Here is a 16,278-nt window from a genome sequence, read left to right on the forward strand (position 1 = left end):
GACAGCCTGATGTGCCCTTCCGGCCTCTCCTGTCCGCTCCTCCAATTTTTCTCCATCTGGAAATCGGCGCCCACGCCCCCATGTGGCAAGGCACGTACACGGGTATCTGCCCCGTTCCGAACTGATGTGTGGAAGGGATAGTCATGGCAACCTCCAAAAAAGACAGCACCGCGGATTCATCCGTTTCTTCTCCGTCTGTTGAAGCCAAGGTCAAAAAGACCCGCAAATCTCCCGCCGCTGAGCCAGGAACTCCGGTCGTGAAGACCCGCAGCAGAAAAGCCGCAGGCGACAAGATCGCCGATGCCTCGCCCGAGAGCGTGACGACTCCTCCCGAAGACTCCCCCACCGTTGCCAAGACAGCGCGTGGCAGCAAAACAAAAACCATGTCCTCGACGACCAGCTCCTCCACTCCCGCACCCCGCATCTTCCGCGTCAAGGCGGCCAAGGCCAGCCCGGAAACCGAAGATCAGCCTGCCAAGGCCACCACCGCCCGCAAGTCCCGCACGACCGCAGCCAAGGTAGCCACCGAAACCGAGGCGGCTGCAGCCACACCTGATACCGACACGCCGGCCAAGGCTACCAAGACGCGGACCACCAAGACCGCCACCAAGACCGCCGCCAAGGCTCCACGCAAGGCCGCAGCCTCCAAGACCACGGCCAAGAAGGGCCGCAAGGCAGCCTCCGAAGAGGACGAGGACTTTTCCGACATCGACGCCGACCTGTCCGACGACCATGCGGAAGAGGAAGAGGCTCCCGCTGCCGCGCCGACAGCTGCGGCCGTGCCCGAAAAGGTCAAGCCGCTGCGCATGAAGCTGTCCAAGGCCAAGGAACGCGCTCTCATGAAGGAGTTCGGCCTTGACGAGACCATCCTGTCCGAAGAGGAAGTCTCCACCCGCCGCCAGCGCCTCAAGGAGCTCATCAAGCTCGGCAAGACCCGCGGCTACCTCACCAATGCGGAAATCTCCGACCACCTGCCCGACAAGCTCGTCGACAGCGAAACGCTCGAAGTGGTCGTCTCGATGCTGGGTGACATGGGCGTGGCCGTCTACGAACAGACCCCCGATGCCGAGACCCTGCTGCTCGCCAATACCAGCGGGTCGGCCACGACCGAGGAAGAAGCCGAGGAAGAAGCCGAGGCCGCTCTGTCGAACGTCGACAACGAATTTGGCCGCACCACCGACCCGGTGCGCATGTACATGCGCGAAATGGGCACGGTAGAGCTGCTGACCCGCGAGGGTGAGATCGAGATTGCCAAGCGCATCGAAGGCGGTCTCATGGACATGATGGAGGCCATCTCCGGCTCTCCCGCAACCATCGAGGAAATCCTGGCCATGGCCGAGGAAATCCGCGAGGGCAAGGCCGTCATCTCCACCATCGTCGACGGCTTCGCAGACAACAACGAAGCCGACGACTACGTGGCCGAGGAAGACTTCGACGAATACGACGACGATGACGACGACGGTGGCACCAAGGCGCTCACCAAGAAGATGGAAGAGCTCAAGAACGAGGCCCTGCGTCGCTTCGACCTGCTGCGCAAGCACTTCGACACCATGCGCAAGTCCTTCGACAAGGAAGGCTACGGCACGCCGACCTACATGAAGGCGCAGCAAAAGCTCAGCCAGGAGCTCATGACCATCCGCTTCACGGCCAAGACCATCGAGAAGCTGTGCGACACCGTGCGCGGACAGGTCGAACAGATCCGCCAGAACGAACGCAAGCTGCGCCAGATCATCGTCGACAAGTGCCGCATGCCCCAGGAAACCTTCATTGCCCAGTTTCCGCCCAACCTGCTCAACCTGCAGTGGGTCGAGGAGCAGGCTGCAGCCGGCAAGCCGTGGAGCAGCACCATGGCGCGCAACATCCCGCCCATCCAGGAACTGCAGCAGAACCTGATCAACCTCCAGACCCAGGTCTATGTGCCGCTGGAAGAGCTCAAGGCCATCAACAAGCGCATGAACGACGGCGAACGCCGCTCGCGCAACGCCAAGAAGGAAATGATCGAGGCCAACCTGCGTCTCGTGATCTCCATCGCCAAGAAGTACACCAACCGTGGCCTGCAGTTCCTCGACCTGATCCAGGAAGGCAACATCGGCCTCATGAAGGCCGTCGACAAGTTCGAATACCGTCGTGGCTACAAGTTCTCGACCTACGCCACATGGTGGATTCGCCAGGCCATCACGCGTTCCATCGCCGACCAGGCCCGCACCATCCGCATCCCGGTGCACATGATCGAGACCATCAACAAGATGAACCGCATCTCGCGCCAGCACCTGCAGGAATTCGGCTTCGAGCCGGACGCCTCCATCCTGGCCGAGAAGATGGACATCCCCGAGGACAAGATCCGCAAGATCATGAAGATCGCCAAGGAGCCGATCAGCATGGAAACCCCGATCGGGGACGACGATGATTCGCACTTGGGCGACTTCATCGAGGACAGTGTCAACACCGCTCCGGTGGAAGCCGCCATGCAGGCCGGCCTGCGCGACGTGGTCAAGGACATCCTCGACGGCCTCACCCCCCGCGAAGCCAAGGTGCTGCGCATGCGCTTCGGCATCGAAATGGACAACGACCACACCCTGGAGGAAGTCGGCAAGCAGTTCGACGTGACCCGCGAGCGCATCCGCCAGATCGAGCACAAGGCCCTGCGCAAGCTCAAGCACCCGAGCCGCAGCGACAAGCTGCGCACCTTCCTGGGAGGTGGCGACTGATTCTGCCGGCCGGATCCTGTCCAGCCTGCTCCATCGGCATCCTCTCTCTATTACCCATCCGCTGTCTCAGCCTGCAGCCCGCAGGCGGAGACAGGCTTGTTCTCCCCTTACCCGCATTCTTCCCATGAGCACCTCTTCTTCCGTCACGACGGCCAGCGGCCTGCAGTACATCGACACCGAAATCGGCACCGGCGCCGAAGCCCAGCCTGGCCAGCAGGTCATGGTGCACTACACCGGCTGGCTCTATGACAATGGCGCACAGGGCGCCAAGTTCGACTCCAGCAAGGATCGCGGTCAGCCCTTCGTATTCGGTCTGGGCCAGCGCATGGTGATCGCAGGCTGGGACGAAGGCGTTGCCGGCATGAAGGTCGGTGGCCGTCGCACGCTCATCATTCCCCCCCAGCTCGGCTACGGCGCACGTGGCGCAGGCGGTGTCATTCCTCCCCATGCCACCCTGAAATTCGACGTCGAACTGCTCGACCTGCGCTGATCTGACCCGCGCATTCCTTCGGGATCGCCAGAAACGGCAGGGCACTCCTGCCCCTTCCAGGCACATCCGGCCACTCTGCCGCATGTGCCTTTTCTATGGCTGGAGGACAAAATCCCCCTCAATGGAAGGGTTTTGTCCCATTCCCTCTTGAAAACCCCGGCACGGACTTCAGATACCTATCAGACATCCATGCATGGCATGGAAGGAGCAGAAGATGCCGATTCAAGCAGAGGTATCTCTTCATCGGTTTTCTGCATCCGCAGCCCGTTTTCATTCACTGATTCTCGGATAGTCCATGAACCCTACTTCATCCGCACCCCAGACCCCCGCAGAAGAGTCCGCCCCGGCTGCTGCCTCCGCCGCGTCTGAACCCACGGCCGCATCCACCGATCTGCAGGCACAGCTCGCAGCCCTGCAGGCCAAGTACGACGAACTCAACGACCACTATCTGCGCTCCCAGGCAGAAGTGCAGAACGCACGTCGCCGGGCCGATGAGGAAGTGCAAAAGGCCCGCAAGTTCGGTATCGAAAGCTTTGCGGAAAGTCTTCTGCCTGCTCTCGACAGCCTCGAAGCCGGCCTGGCCCACACCAACGGATCAGCCGAACAGATCCGCGAAGGCACCGAAGCCACGCTGCGCCAGCTGCAAAGCGCCCTGGAGCGCAACAAGGTCAAGGTAGTCGACCCCGCTCCCGGCACACCCTTCGATCCGCACCAGCACCAGGCCATCAGCATGGTCCCTGCCCCCGAAGGCAGCACCCAGGCACCCAACACCGTGGTGACCGTGCTCCAGAAGGGCTACACCATTGCCGATCGCGTGCTGCGCCCTGCACTGGTGACGGTCTGCGCAGGCGCATGACCCTCAAAAAGGTGCTTGCCGGCGCTTGAAAAGCTTTTCGGGACACCTCACCTATTCAGCAAGGGATCGTTCGATGCATGCATCCGCATCACCGGGCGCTCCACCCCCTCATTGACATCACGGATTACAGAAACAGGAGTTCCTACAAATGGGAAAAATCATCGGCATCGACCTCGGCACCACCAACTCGTGCGTGGCCATCATGGAAGGCAACAACACCCGCGTGATCGAGAACAGCGAAGGTGCGCGCACCACGCCGTCGATCGTGGCCTATCAGGAAGATGGTGAAGTGCTGGTTGGCGCTCCCGCCAAGCGTCAGGCTGTCACCAACCCCAAGAACACGCTCTTTGCCATCAAGCGCCTGATCGGCCGCAAGTTCGAGGACAAGGAAGTGCAGAAGGACATCAACCTGATGCCCTTCCAGATCATCAAGGCCGACAACGGCGATGCCTGGGTGCAGGTACGCGACAAAAAGCTGGCCCCCCCGCAGATCAGCGCAGAAGTGCTGCGCAAGATGAAGAAGACCGCCGAAGACTATCTCGGCGAACCCGTGACCGAAGCGGTCATCACCGTACCGGCCTACTTCAACGACGCCCAGCGCCAGGCCACCAAGGACGCAGGCCGCATTGCGGGCCTGGAAGTCAAGCGCATCATCAACGAACCGACGGCCGCCGCACTGGCCTTCGGCCTGGACAAGCAGGACCGCAACGACCGCAAGATCGTGGTGTATGACCTCGGCGGCGGCACGTTCGACGTTTCCGTGATCGAGATCGCCGACGTCGATGGCGAAAAGCAGTTCGAGGTGCTGTCCACCAACGGCGACACCTTCCTGGGTGGCGAGGATTTCGACCAGCGCATCATCGACTACATCATCACCGAGTTCAAGAAGGAACAGGGTGTGGATCTGAGCAAGGACGTGCTCGCCCTGCAGCGTCTCAAGGAAGCTGCCGAAAAGGCCAAGATCGAGCTCTCCAACAGCAGCCAGACCGACATCAACCTGCCCTACATCACGGCCGATGCCTCGGGGCCCAAGCACCTGAACGTCAAGCTCACCCGTGCCAAGCTCGAAGCCCTGGTCGAAGACCTGATCGAACGCACCATTGCTCCCTGCAAGACCGCCATCAAGGATGCCGGCATCAGCGTGGGTGAAGTGAGCGACGTCATCCTGGTTGGCGGCATGACCCGCATGCCCAAGGTGCAGGAAAAGGTGCGCGAGTTCTTTGGCAAGGAACCCCGCAAGGACGTGAACCCGGACGAAGCCGTGGCTGTCGGTGCCGCCATCCAGGGCCAGGTGCTCTCCGGCGACCGCAAGGATGTGCTGCTGCTCGACGTCACCCCGCTGTCCCTGGGCATTGAGACCATGGGCAACGTGATGACCAAGATGATCCAGAAGAACACCACGATCCCGACCAAGTTCTCGCAGACCTTCTCCACGGCAGAGGACAACCAGCCGGCCGTGACCATCAAGGTGTTCCAGGGCGAGCGTGAGGTCACCAGCGGCAACAAGCTGCTCGGCGAGTTCAACCTCGAAGGCATCGCTCCGGCTCCGCGTGGCCTGCCCCAGATCGAAGTGACCTTCGACATCGACGCCAACGGCATCCTGCACGTCAGCGCCAAGGACAAGGGCACTGGCAAGGAAAACAAGATCACCATCAAGGCCAACTCCGGTCTGTCCGAGGATGAAATCCAGAAGATGGTGAAGGACGCCGAGCTCAACGCAGCCGAAGACCACAAGAAGGTAGAGCTGGTCAATGCCCGCAACCAGGCTGATGCCCTGGCCCACAGCGTCCGCAAATCCATGACCGAACTCGGCGACAAGCTCGAAGCCGACGAAAAGGCCAAGATCGAAGCTGCCCTCAAGGAAGTGGACGAAGCTCTGAAGGGCGACGACAAGGAAGCCATCGAAGCCAAGTCCAACGCCCTGATGGAAGCCAGCCAGAAGCTCGGCGAAAAGGTCTACGCCCAGCAGGCTGCCGCCGCTGGGGGTGCCGGTCAGGCAGAAGCCGGCGCCGCTGCGGGTGCAGCACCGGCCGATGACGATGTCGTGGACGCCGAAGTCAAGGAAGTCAAGAAGGACTGACGCCCACGCCGACCGGATGGCGCTTTTTCCCTCAGGGAGGACCGTCCGGTCGGGGATTGCCCATATTCCTTGTTTTTCCGCCGCGTGCAGCTCTGAAAAGGCCCACGCGGCGTTTCGCATGTTTTTCCTGGCGCTTTCGCGGAAAGAACGCATCGGGACCATGCTCCATTTTTGACCGCAGCATCGCTCGGATTTGTCCATGTCAAAACGCGATTACTACGAAGTACTGGGTGTCAATCGCAACGCCAGTGACGACGAAATCAAGAAGGCCTATCGCAAGCTCGCGATGAAATACCACCCTGACCGCAATCAGGGAGACAAGGCCGCCGAGGCCGAGGCCAAGTTCAAGGAGGTCAAGGAAGCATACGGAATGCTCTGCGACCATGAAAAGCGCTCTGCCTACGACCAGTATGGCCACGCCGGAGTGGACCCCAACATGGGTGGGGGAGGTTTTGGAGGCGGCTTCGGCGGCTTCGAGAGCTTCAGCGACATCTTCGGAGACCTCTTTGGACAGGCACGCGGTGGTGCGCGCGGCGGCCGTCAGGTGCATCGCGGCAATGACCTGAACTACGCCATGGACATCACGCTGGAGGAAGCTGCCTCCGGCAAGGATGCCCAGATCCGCATCCCCGGCTGGGATGAGTGCGACACCTGCCACGGCTCCGGAGCCAAGCCCGGCACGAGTGCCAAGACCTGTCCGACCTGCCATGGCAGCGGCGTCGTCCAGATCCGCCAGGGATTCTTCAGCGTGCAGCAGACCTGCCCGCACTGCCACGGCACCGGAAAGATCATTCCCGAACCCTGCCCCAGCTGTCATGGCGAAGGGCGCATCCAGCGTCAGAAGACTCTGGAAGTGCACATTCCCGCCGGCATCGACGACGGCATGCGCATCCGCAGCGCAGGCAACGGAGAACCCAGCCCCAACGGCGGCCCGCCTGGGGACCTCTACATCGAGATCCGGCTGCGCAAGCACGAGATCTTCGAGCGCGATGGCGATGATCTGCACTGCGTGGTGCCGATCAGCTTCACCAAGGCGGCGCTGGGCGGAGAAATCGATGTTCCCACGCTGCTCGACGGCAAAGCAGTCATCGACATTCCCGAAGGAACCCAGCACGGCAAGCAGTTCCGGCTGCGCGGCAAGGGCATCAAGGGGGTACGCTCCTCCACGCCCGGAGACCTGTACTGCCACATCACGGTCGAGACCCCGGTCAAGCTCACGGAGCACCAGCGCAAGCTGCTGCGCCAGCTCGACGAGTCTCTGGTCAAAGGTGGAGGCAAGCACAGCCCCAGCGAAAAGAGCTGGTTCGACAAGGCCAAGGCCTTCTTCTCCTGAAGCCTTCGGGCTTTGCCATCAAAAAAGGATGCCTCGAGGCATCCTTTTTTTCGTCTCATGGCATCTCGTCTCGCCTCGTTGCGTATCACCTGGCTCCCATGCGGTGCAAGGCCCTGATGCCCGTGCCGCATGGCGTCAGAAGTGTCTCCCCCGCCTCTCCCTCTCACGCTGCACAGAGCACGCAAGAAAGAAGAGAGGCATGCCTGAAGGCACTCGCGTTCGGGCTTTGCAAGATTACAGAGAGCGGACCAGAAGACGTGCCTCCTGCAGGAGGGCTGCATGATAGGCACTCCCCTCCTCTTCCCGCAGCAGCGTCTTGGTCGCCTGCAGGGCACCGGGCGGAAGGCGGTTGTAGGTCGCCGCCATACGGAGCGTGGCCTCCATGCGCTGTTCCTGCTCGACGGGTCGCCCACACAGGCCCCACTGAGACAGCATGGCAGCTTCGATGGTGTCTCCTGCCAGCACGCGCAGCACGGCAGGCGCAGGCAGCATGCGCGACAGATGCCAGCTCAGTGCCCCCATGGGCGTGCGCCCCATCGCGATGTGCCGCAGCCGGATGCGCGTGTGTCCCGTCACCACCCAGCCGTCGCAATTGCAGGCTGTCGCCAGGCCCAGCTCACCCAGATCACCGCAGAGGCTGGCCACCACGGGCTTGGGAAAGGTCATGAGGGTTTCCAGAAAGGCATGGAACTGCTCCAGCCACCGATCCAGCCGCTGCTGGGTGGATCGTTCGCCGACCGGCAAGGGCTGTGAACCGAAATAGCCTTCGTCGCTGAGCACCAGACTCAGGGTGTCGGGGTCCCGCTCGGCTTCGTTGAGAATCTCGATGGCGCTCACGAAGAGGGCTTCATCCAGCGTTCCCGGGCTGCCCATGTGCAGAAAGAGGGTCTGGTCACGAAAGGTGGTGCGAATTTCAGCCATGGGGAAAATGACGGGCTGCCTCTGACAGCCATGCAGGCAAGAGAAGAATGTGAAAGGCCGCGCTCCCATGGAACCCGCAGACTCCGGAATGCACGGCCCAGTCGCGCGTCACGGCGCTGTGGAAGAAGAAGCTGCCTGTGCGGCCGCCTGTGCTGCCTTGTGCTGAAGACGCAGCTGGGTGTCGATGTCCTTGAGGGCACGTTCCTGCCGGTTCAGTTCGATGTCTTGCAGCTGGTAGACATGGTCGCGCTGCGTGAACGCATCCTGATGCTGGCGCAGGCAGCGGTTGACCAGAAAACGTGCATAGCACGCTGCCTTGTCCTGCGCGAGCTCCTGCCGCAGGGTGGCCCTGGAAGCAGCCACCTCTGCGCGACGGGTGCTGATCTGCTCCTGGGTCATCTGCTGGCCCAGAAACGGCACCTCCTGCACGGTGGGACGGCTGTCCGGCAAGGTGGGGAAGCTGCATGCAGCCAGCAGCAGGGGCATGCACAGCCCCGGCAGCCGGCACAGACGCCCTGCTGTGCGCACGATGCGGACGACACCGGTCGAGTCGAGGTTCAGGTTCAATGGCATGCCCGCTCCTTCAGGTGATGCTGATGTCGACATGGCGGTGCTCCAGCGCCAGATATTCGGCGGACTGCATCTCGTCGAGGCGGGAGACGGTCCGCACGAACTCATGTGCCAGCATGCCCCGTGTATAGAGCTCTTCGGGCGGCACGGCGGCCGACACGACCAGCTTGACACGGCGGTCATACAGCACGTCGACCAGCAGGGTGAAGCGACGCGCCACCGACGCCATGGTTTCGGGCATTTGCGGCACGTGCGACACCATCACGGTATGGAAGGTGGTGGCGATTTCGAGATAGTCGTTCTGCGAACGGGGCTCGATGCACAGCTCCCGGAAATCGAACCAGATCACGCCTCCGGCCCGTCGGATGGCCGGGATCTGTCGTGAGGTGAGCGCAAAGACCGGATCTGCCTCGTCTCCGTCGGCCAGGTTGTCGAAGTCGGCCTGCATCTCTGCATCGGTCTGCGCGTCGAGCGGCGTCAGATACAGCCGCAGCTTCTCCAGCTCGCGCTGACGGTAGTCGGTGCCGTTGTCGACATTGATGACTTCAAGCCGCTCATTGAGCAGGGCAATGGCCGGCAGAATGCGGTCGCGGTGCAGCCCGTTGGGGTACAGATCATCGGGCCGGAAGTTGGAAGTGGTGACGAAACCCACCCCGTTGTCGAACAGAGACTCCAGCAGGCGGTGCAGGATCATGGCGTCTGTCACGTCGGCCACATGGAACTCATCGAAGCAGATCAGCTTGAAGCGCTTGGCCATCTGGACCCCCAGCGCCTGCAGGGGATTCTGGGTGCCCTGCAGCCGGGCCAGCTCGCGGTGCACTTCACGCATGAATTCGTGGAAGTGCAGCCGCGTCTTGCGCTTGATGGGCACTGCCTCGAAGAAACAGTCCATGAGAAAGCTCTTGCCTCGCCCCACGCCGCCGTACATGTACACGCCGCGCGGAATGGGAGGACGGTTGATGAGCTTCTTGAGCTTGCTCGAACGCTGGCTCTTGTACTGGGACCAGTCCTGCGCGCAGCGTTCAAGCGCAGCGATGGCGCGCAGCTGCGCCGGATCGCTGCGGAAGCCGCGCGCCGCGAGCTCACGCTCGTAGATGCGCGCGACCGGCCCAGAGGGAACTGCCGTCGTGGCCATCAGAAGTTGAGCGCACGCTTTTCGACGGCGAGCGCAGCTTCCTTGGTCGCCTCGGACAGCGTCGGATGCGCATGGCAGGTCCGTGCGATGTCCTCGCTGCTGGCACGGAACTCCATGGCCAGAACAGCTTCGGAGATCAGCTCGGAAGCCATCGGCCCGACGATGTGCACACCAAGAACCTCATCGGTCTTGGCGTCGGCCAGAATCTTCACCATGCCGGTGGTATCCCCCAGCGCACGGGCACGCCCGTTGGCCATGAAGGGGAAGGAACCCGCCTTGTAGGCCACGCCTTCGGCCTTCAGTGCCTGTTCGGTACGGCCCACCCAGGCGATTTCCGGGCTGGTATAGATGACCCAGGGAATGGTGTTGAAGTTGACATGCCCATGCTGCCCCGCGATACGCTCGGCCACGGCCACGCCCTCTTCCTCCGCCTTGTGCGCCAGCATCGGGCCACGCACCACGTCACCCACTGCCCACACATTGGGCAGGCTGGTGCGGCAGTCTGCGTCCACCACGATGGCGCCACGCTCGTCGAGCGGCAGGCCCACGGCTTCGGGGTTCAGGCCCTGGGTATTGGGCACCCGGCCGATGGAGACGATGAGCTTGTCGGCATCGATCTTCTGTTCGGCACCCTTGGCATCGGTGTAGGCCACGGACACGCCCTTCTTGCCCTTCTTGATCTCGCCGACCTTGACGCCCAGCTCGATGCGCAGGCCCTGCTTGTCGAAGGCCTTCTTGGCTTCCTTGGCGATCTGCTCATCCACGGCACCGAGGAAAGTCGGCAGACCTTCCAGAATCGTGACCTCGGCTCCCAGACGATGCCATACGGACCCCATTTCGAGACCGATCACGCCGGACCCGATGAGCACGAGCTTCTTGGGCACGGAACCGATGCGCAGGGCGCCGTCGTTGGAAAGGATGGTCTCCTCGTCGAACGGAGCCTGAGGCAGTGCGCGTGCAGTCGATCCCGTGGCCACGATGACATGCTGTCCCACCAGGGTTTCGGGCTTGTCCCCGGTGACCTGGATTTCATAGCCGCCATCGACCGCCTTGACGAACGAACCACGGCCATGGAAGAAGCTGACCTTGTTCTTCTTGAACAGGTACAGGATGCCGTCGTTGTTCTGCTTGACCACCTCATCCTTGCGGGCCACCATCTGGCCCACGTCCATCTTGAGGTTGGAAAGGCTGATGCCGTGCTCGCCAAAGTGATGCTGCGCCTGCTCGAAGTGCTCCGAGCTCTGCAGCAGCGCCTTGGAGGGAATGCAGCCCACGTTGGTGCAGGTGCCACCGGGGGCAGCGCCGCCCTTGGCATTCTTCCATTCGTCGATGCAGGCCACCTTCTTGCCGAGCTGGGCTGCACGGATCGCGGCGATGTAGCCGCCAGGACCGGCACCGATCACGATGACGTCGAATTGTTGGGACATGATGCAAAAATCCTTTTTCTGAAAAAACGGGCGGCCCAAGCCACCCGTCCAATGGCCAGAGCCTGGTTTAGATGTCGAACAGCAGGCGAGCCGGATCTTCCAGCGCTTCCTTCATGGCCACCAGGGCCAGCACGGCTTCACGGCCATCGATGATGCGGTGGTCATAGCTCATGGCAAGGTAGTTCATGGGACGCACCACCACCTGGCCGTTTTCGACCACGGCACGGTCCTTGGTGGCGTGCACGCCCAGAATGGCAGACTGGGGCGGGTTGATGATGGGGGTGGACATCATGGAACCGAACACGCCGCCATTGCTGATGGAGAAAGTGCCGCCGCTCAGGTCCTCGATGCTCAGCTTGCCGTCCTTGGCCTTCTTGCCGAACTCGGCGATCTTTTTCTCGATGTCGGCGAAGCTCAGCTGATCGGCGTTGCGCAGGATCGGCACGACCAGGCCACGGGGGCTGCCCACGGCAATGCCGATGTCGAAGTAGCCGTGATAGATGATGTCGGTGCCATCGACGCTGGCATTGACGACGGGGTACTTCTTGAGGGCGTGCACGGCAGCCTTGACAAAGAAGCTCATGAAGCCCAGACGGACGCCATGTTCCTTCTCGAACTTTTCCTGGAAGCGCTTGCGCATTTCCATGACGGGAGCCATGTTGACCTCGTTGAAGGTCGTGAGGATGGCGTTGGTGGACTGGGACTGCAGCAGGCGTTCGGCCACGCGGGCGCGCAGACGGGTCATGGGCACGCGCTGCTCGGGACGATCCCCCAGCGGAATGTCGGCCACGGGTGCAGGGGCGGCTGCAGCGGCAGGCTTGGCGCCTCCTTCGACGGCGGCAAGCACATCGCCCTTGGTCACGCGGCCATCCTTGCCGGTACCGGCAACGGAGCCGGCAGGCAGGCTGTTGTCAGCCATGAGCTTGGCGGCAGCGGGCATGGGCACGCCGGCCATGGTGGAGCTTGCCGGAGCAGCGGCTGCGGGTGCGGCGGCAGCAGGAGCTGCTGCAGGTGCGGGAGCCGCAGCGGCAGCAGGGGCAGCGGCGGCAGCCTGAGCCTCGGTGTCGATCTTGGCGATGACCTGATCGGCCACCACGGTGGCGCCGTCGGCCTCGATGATCTCGGCGAGCACGCCGGCAGCGGGAGCCGGCACTTCGAGCACGACCTTGTCGGTCTCGATCTCGATCAGGATTTCATCGATGGCGACGGCCTCGCCGGGTTTTTTCTTCCACTGCAGCAGAGTGGCCTCTGCAACGGATTCGGAGAGCTGGGGAACTTTGACATCTACGATAGCCATGGTGATGTTCTTTCAGAGTGAAGAGGAGTCAACGGGAGAAATGAACGGTGCGCCCCGCGCGGCGGCGGAACGCACCCGGGGAACGGTCAGCGCGTGAGCAAGAAGCCCTTGAGGCGCCCGAAGGCTCCTTCGACCAGTGCCTTCTGCTGCTCCTGGTGCAGGTGGGCGTATCCCACTGCAGGAGAAGCCGAGGCGGCACGGCCCGAATAGCCGAGCTTCTGGCCCGGCGTCATGTTCTCGTAGATGGAATGCTGGACGAAGAACCAGGCACCCTGGTTCTGCGGCTCGTCCTGGCACCACACCACTTCCTGCAGGTTGGGGAACTTCTTGAGTTCGTTGGCCAGAGCCTTGTGCGGGAAGGGATACAGCTGCTCGACGCGGGCAATGGCCACCGTGTCGTCCTGCAGCTCCTCGCGCTTCTTGGCCAGGTCGTAGTAGACCTTGCCAGAGCACAGCAGCAGACGCCTGACCTTGTCGGCCGCCTTGAGCACGGATTCCTTGTGCTCGGGGATGATCGTCTGGAAGCTGCCCTTGGTGAATTCGGACAGCGGAGAGGTGGCGTCCTTGTTGCGCAGCAGCGACTTGGGCGTGAAGATGATCAGCGGCTTGCGCAGATCGCGCACCATCTGGCGGCGCAGCACATGGAAGATCTGGCTGGCCGTGGTCGGCTGCACGATCTGCATGTTGGCGTCGGCAGCGAGCTGCATGAAGCGTTCGATGCGCGCGGAGCTGTGCTCAGGCCCCTGGCCTTCGTAGCCGTGGGGCAGCATGAGCGTGATGCCGTTGACACGGCCCCACTTCACTTCACCGGAGGCGATGAACTGGTCGATCACCACCTGGGCCCCGTTGGCGAAGTCGCCGAACTGGGCTTCCCAGATCACCAGGGTGTGGGGATCGTTGGAGGCATAGCCGTATTCGAAACCCAGCACGGCTTCTTCGGACAGGATCGAGTCGATCACGGTGAAGGGTGCCTGCGCCTCGGCCACATGCTCAAGCGGCACGTAGATGCCTTCGTCGGACTTCTCGCGCTTCTGGTCATGCAGCACGGCATGGCGGTGCGTGAAAGTGCCACGGCCGCAGTCCTCACCGGAGAGGCGCACCGGGAAACCTGCAGCCACCAGGGAGGCGAAGGCCATGTGCTCGCCCATGCCCCAGTCCACCGGAATGTCACCCCGGCCCATGGCGGCTCGGTCGTCGAGCACCTTCTTGACGAGCGAGTGCACCGCGAAATTCTCGGGCACGGTCGTGACGCGCTCGGACAGGCGCTTCCACTCGGTCATGGAAATGGAGGTGTCGCCTGCATCGGTCCACTTCTTGCCCAGGTAGGGGCTCCAGTCGACGGCGTACTTGCTCTTGAAGTTGTTGAGCACCGGATCGATGGTGTGACGGCCTTCGTCCATGGCAGCGCGGTAGGCCTTGACCATGTCGTCACCCAGCGTGGCACCAAAGCCCTGCGCTGCCAGCTTGTCGGCGTAGAGCTTGCGCGTACCCGGATGCTTGGCGATCTTCTTGTACATCAGCGGCTGGGTGAGCATGGGGGTGTCCTGCTCGTTGTGGCCCAGCTTGCGGTAGCAGATGATGTCGACCACCACGTCCTTGTGGAACTCGGCACGGTAGTCGATGGCCCATTGGGTGCACAGGGCCACGGCTTCGGGATCGTCGCCGTTGACGTGCAGCACGGGGGCTTCCATCATCTTGACCACGTCAGTGCAATACAGCGTGGAGCGGCTGTCGCGCGGATCGGAGGTGGTGAAGCCGATCTGGTTGTTGATGACGATGTGCAGCGTGCCGCCGGTGTGGTAGCCACGGGTTTCGGCAAGTGCCAGCGTTTCCATGACCACGCCCTGCCCGGCAAAGGCGGCATCGCCGTGCACCAGCACGGGCAGCACCTGACGGCCTTCGGCGTCGTGGCGGCGATCCATGCGCGAACGCACGGACCCTTCCACCACGGGGTTGACGATTTCGAGGTGGGACGGGTTGAAGGCCAGGCTCAGGTGAACCGGCCTGCCGTCGGAGGACACGTCGGAGCTGAAGCCCTTGTGGTACTTCACGTCCCCGCTGGGCAGGTCTTCGGGCGCAGTGTGATCGAATTCGGCGAACAGGTCGCGCGGGAGCTTGCCCAGCGTGTTCACGAGCACGTTCAGACGGCCGCGGTGGGCCATGCCGATCACGATTTCCTCGACGCCCTTGTCGCCCCCCTGACGGATGATTTCATCCATGGCCACGATGAAGCTCTCGCCTCCTTCGAGCGAGAAGCGCTTCTGCCCCACATACTTGGTGTGCAGGAAGCGTTCGAGCCCTTCGGCGGCCGTCAGGCGCTCCAGGATGCGCTGCTTGCGGTTGCCCTCGAAATGGGGTTTGGCCAGCGAGGATTCGAGCTTCTGCTGCCACCAGCGCTTCTCGTTGAAGTCGCTGGTATGCATGAATTCGGCACCGATGGTGCCGCTGTAGGTTTCACGCAGAGCATTCAGCAACTCGCGCAGAGACATGCGCTCCTTGCCGAAGAAGGTGTTGCTGGTGTTGAAGACGGTTTCGAGATCGGCGTCAGAGAATCCGTAGAAGGACAGGTCGAGCTCGGGAATCTCGGGACGCGGATTGCGCTGGAGCGGGTCGAGATTGGCCCAGCGGGCACCGGAATTGCGGTAGGCGGCGATGAGCTGCTGAGCGGCAGTGCGCTTGCGGCCGATGTCGACGTCGGCGTTGGCGAACACGACCTGGGTGCCGCCCTGCTTGGCACGCTCTGCAAAGGCGTTGACCACGGGGAGGTGCGGGACGTCCCGGTTCTGGGTGCCGTTGCCAGCCGGCAGATGCTGCAGGTTGTCAAAGTAGACCCGCCAGTCGTCAGGGACGCTGCCTGGGTTGGCCAGGTAGTTCTCGTACATCTCCTCGACGTACGGAGCATCCCCACCGAAAAGGTAGGTATTGGATTGGTAGGTTTTGAAAACCTGCGATGAATCGCTCATCTTGCGCTTACCTCCGCGTTCCTTGAGAACGCATTAGCTGGTTGGTAGAAACCTTCCGCGACACGGCTGAACCGGTTGGCGGATGCGACTGTGACTTGGAAGGAAATTCGGGCGTTATCCCGCTGGTACTAGGCTGAACTGCAAATAGCACGCCCTTAAGTCAGGCTCGCTATTCTGCCACTGTTTGAGAAACTGCATGGCTCCGTCATGTCCTTCTGACAAAAGGGAAAATCCCTCCGGGCATGGAACATGGGAATTGTCGGTCCATGCGCACTAGCATGGTGCATGGGGTGGCATTGAACTTCTGATGCGATCGAACCCGTCTCCTCTGTGGCTATGGACAGCATGCAGCCCGGGATGGTGGCCGGAGCGATGGCGCGTGCACCGATCCGGCGAACGCTCGGTGTACCGGGTATGCACAACAATTGCGCACGGTGTTTCAGTTCTCTTGTGGCGCATGGATGCCACAGATTATGGAAAGCGCTGTCTTGCGCAGGA

General features: G+C 62.3%; 11 protein-coding genes. 5 read left to right on the forward strand and 6 right to left on the reverse strand.

All coding sequences use genetic code 11. From position 1 onward, the window contains the following. The first annotated feature begins 383 nt into the window (after window positions 1–383). The 5 genes from rpoD to dnaJ all read left to right on the forward strand — a co-directional run bounded on the left by rpoD (window position 384) and on the right by dnaJ (window position 7,467). Window positions 384–2,708 (forward strand): RNA polymerase sigma factor RpoD, encoded by a 2,325-nt coding sequence (gene rpoD / locus ACP2WS_RS03885; RefSeq protein WP_426459774.1) that lies wholly within the window; start codon window positions 384–386, stop codon window positions 2,706–2,708. A 124-nt stretch (window positions 2,709–2,832) separates the two neighbouring features. Beyond that, window positions 2,833–3,198 (forward strand): FKBP-type peptidyl-prolyl cis-trans isomerase, encoded by a 366-nt coding sequence (locus tag ACP2WS_RS03890; protein ID WP_426459614.1) that lies wholly within the window; start codon window positions 2,833–2,835, stop codon window positions 3,196–3,198. A gap of 295 nt (window positions 3,199–3,493) precedes the next feature. Next, the gene (gene grpE / locus ACP2WS_RS03895; protein ID WP_374493046.1) at window positions 3,494–4,054 is read left to right on the forward strand and encodes a nucleotide exchange factor GrpE; all 561 of its coding nucleotides are present in this window, start codon (window positions 3,494–3,496) and stop codon (window positions 4,052–4,054) included. A gap of 148 nt (window positions 4,055–4,202) precedes the next feature. Further along, on the forward strand, window positions 4,203–6,134 hold the full coding sequence (gene dnaK, locus ACP2WS_RS03900) for a molecular chaperone DnaK (protein WP_426459615.1): 1,932 nt from the start codon (window positions 4,203–4,205) through the stop codon (window positions 6,132–6,134). Between the two features lie 199 nt (window positions 6,135–6,333). Next, window positions 6,334–7,467 (forward strand): molecular chaperone DnaJ, encoded by a 1,134-nt coding sequence (gene dnaJ / locus ACP2WS_RS03905; protein WP_426459617.1) that lies wholly within the window; start codon window positions 6,334–6,336, stop codon window positions 7,465–7,467. Between the two features lie 234 nt (window positions 7,468–7,701). On the opposite strand, the gene ACP2WS_RS03910 is transcribed toward dnaJ, so the two are convergent. The 6 genes from ACP2WS_RS03910 to ACP2WS_RS03935 form a co-directional block, all read right to left on the reverse strand. Then, window positions 7,702–8,388, reverse strand: coding sequence for an enoyl-CoA hydratase-related protein (locus tag ACP2WS_RS03910; RefSeq protein ID WP_426459618.1), 687 nt, complete (start codon window positions 8,386–8,388; stop codon window positions 7,702–7,704). Window positions 8,389–8,496: 108 nt separating this feature from the next. Further along, window positions 8,497–8,961 carry a hypothetical protein gene (locus tag ACP2WS_RS03915; RefSeq protein ID WP_426459619.1) on the reverse strand — a complete coding sequence of 155 codons (465 nt, stop codon included), beginning with the start codon at window positions 8,959–8,961 and terminating at the stop codon, window positions 8,497–8,499. Window positions 8,962–8,971: 10 nt separating this feature from the next. Next, the gene (gene zapE / locus ACP2WS_RS03920) at window positions 8,972–10,093 is read right to left on the reverse strand and encodes a cell division protein ZapE (RefSeq protein WP_426459620.1); all 1,122 of its coding nucleotides are present in this window, start codon (window positions 10,091–10,093) and stop codon (window positions 8,972–8,974) included. Beyond that, the gene (lpdA, locus tag ACP2WS_RS03925; RefSeq protein WP_426459621.1) at window positions 10,093–11,520 is read right to left on the reverse strand and encodes a dihydrolipoyl dehydrogenase; all 1,428 of its coding nucleotides are present in this window, start codon (window positions 11,518–11,520) and stop codon (window positions 10,093–10,095) included. Before lpdA ends, zapE begins: the two co-directional genes overlap by 1 nt. A gap of 67 nt (window positions 11,521–11,587) precedes the next feature. Continuing rightward, entirely contained in the window at window positions 11,588–12,817 is a 1,230-nt protein-coding gene (gene odhB, locus ACP2WS_RS03930; protein ID WP_426459623.1) for a 2-oxoglutarate dehydrogenase complex dihydrolipoyllysine-residue succinyltransferase, read from the reverse strand. 86 nt (window positions 12,818–12,903) lie between these two features. Beyond that, complete coding sequence (locus tag ACP2WS_RS03935) at window positions 12,904–15,780, reverse strand: 2-oxoglutarate dehydrogenase E1 component (protein ID WP_374493060.1); 2,877 nt, start codon at window positions 15,778–15,780, stop codon at window positions 12,904–12,906. Window positions 15,781–16,278 lie beyond the last annotated feature (498 nt).

It is taken from the genome of Brachymonas moutaii (nom. illeg.) (assembly GCF_049977365.1).
GTDB lineage: Bacteria > Pseudomonadota > Gammaproteobacteria > Burkholderiales > Burkholderiaceae_C > Brachymonas.

Coding starts and splice junctions, on each gene's coding strand:
- dnaJ (WP_426459617.1), top strand. CDS start 6,334: ATGTCAAAACGCGATTACTACGAAGTACTGGGTGTCAATCGCAACGCC.
- odhB (WP_426459623.1), bottom strand. CDS start 12,817: ATGGCTATCGTAGATGTCAAAGTTCCCCAGCTCTCCGAATCCGTTGCA.
- lpdA (WP_426459621.1), bottom strand. CDS start 11,520: ATGTCCCAACAATTCGACGTCATCGTGATCGGTGCCGGTCCTGGCGGC.
- ACP2WS_RS03935 (WP_374493060.1), bottom strand. CDS start 15,780: ATGAGCGATTCATCGCAGGTTTTCAAAACCTACCAATCCAATACCTAC.
- ACP2WS_RS03915 (WP_426459619.1), bottom strand. CDS start 8,961: ATGCCATTGAACCTGAACCTCGACTCGACCGGTGTCGTCCGCATCGTG.
- grpE (WP_374493046.1), top strand. CDS start 3,494: ATGAACCCTACTTCATCCGCACCCCAGACCCCCGCAGAAGAGTCCGCC.
- rpoD (WP_426459774.1), top strand. CDS start 384: ATGTCCTCGACGACCAGCTCCTCCACTCCCGCACCCCGCATCTTCCGC.
- ACP2WS_RS03910 (WP_426459618.1), bottom strand. CDS start 8,388: ATGGCTGAAATTCGCACCACCTTTCGTGACCAGACCCTCTTTCTGCAC.
- zapE (WP_426459620.1), bottom strand. CDS start 10,093: ATGGCCACGACGGCAGTTCCCTCTGGGCCGGTCGCGCGCATCTACGAG.
- ACP2WS_RS03890 (WP_426459614.1), top strand. CDS start 2,833: ATGAGCACCTCTTCTTCCGTCACGACGGCCAGCGGCCTGCAGTACATC.
- dnaK (WP_426459615.1), top strand. CDS start 4,203: ATGGGAAAAATCATCGGCATCGACCTCGGCACCACCAACTCGTGCGTG.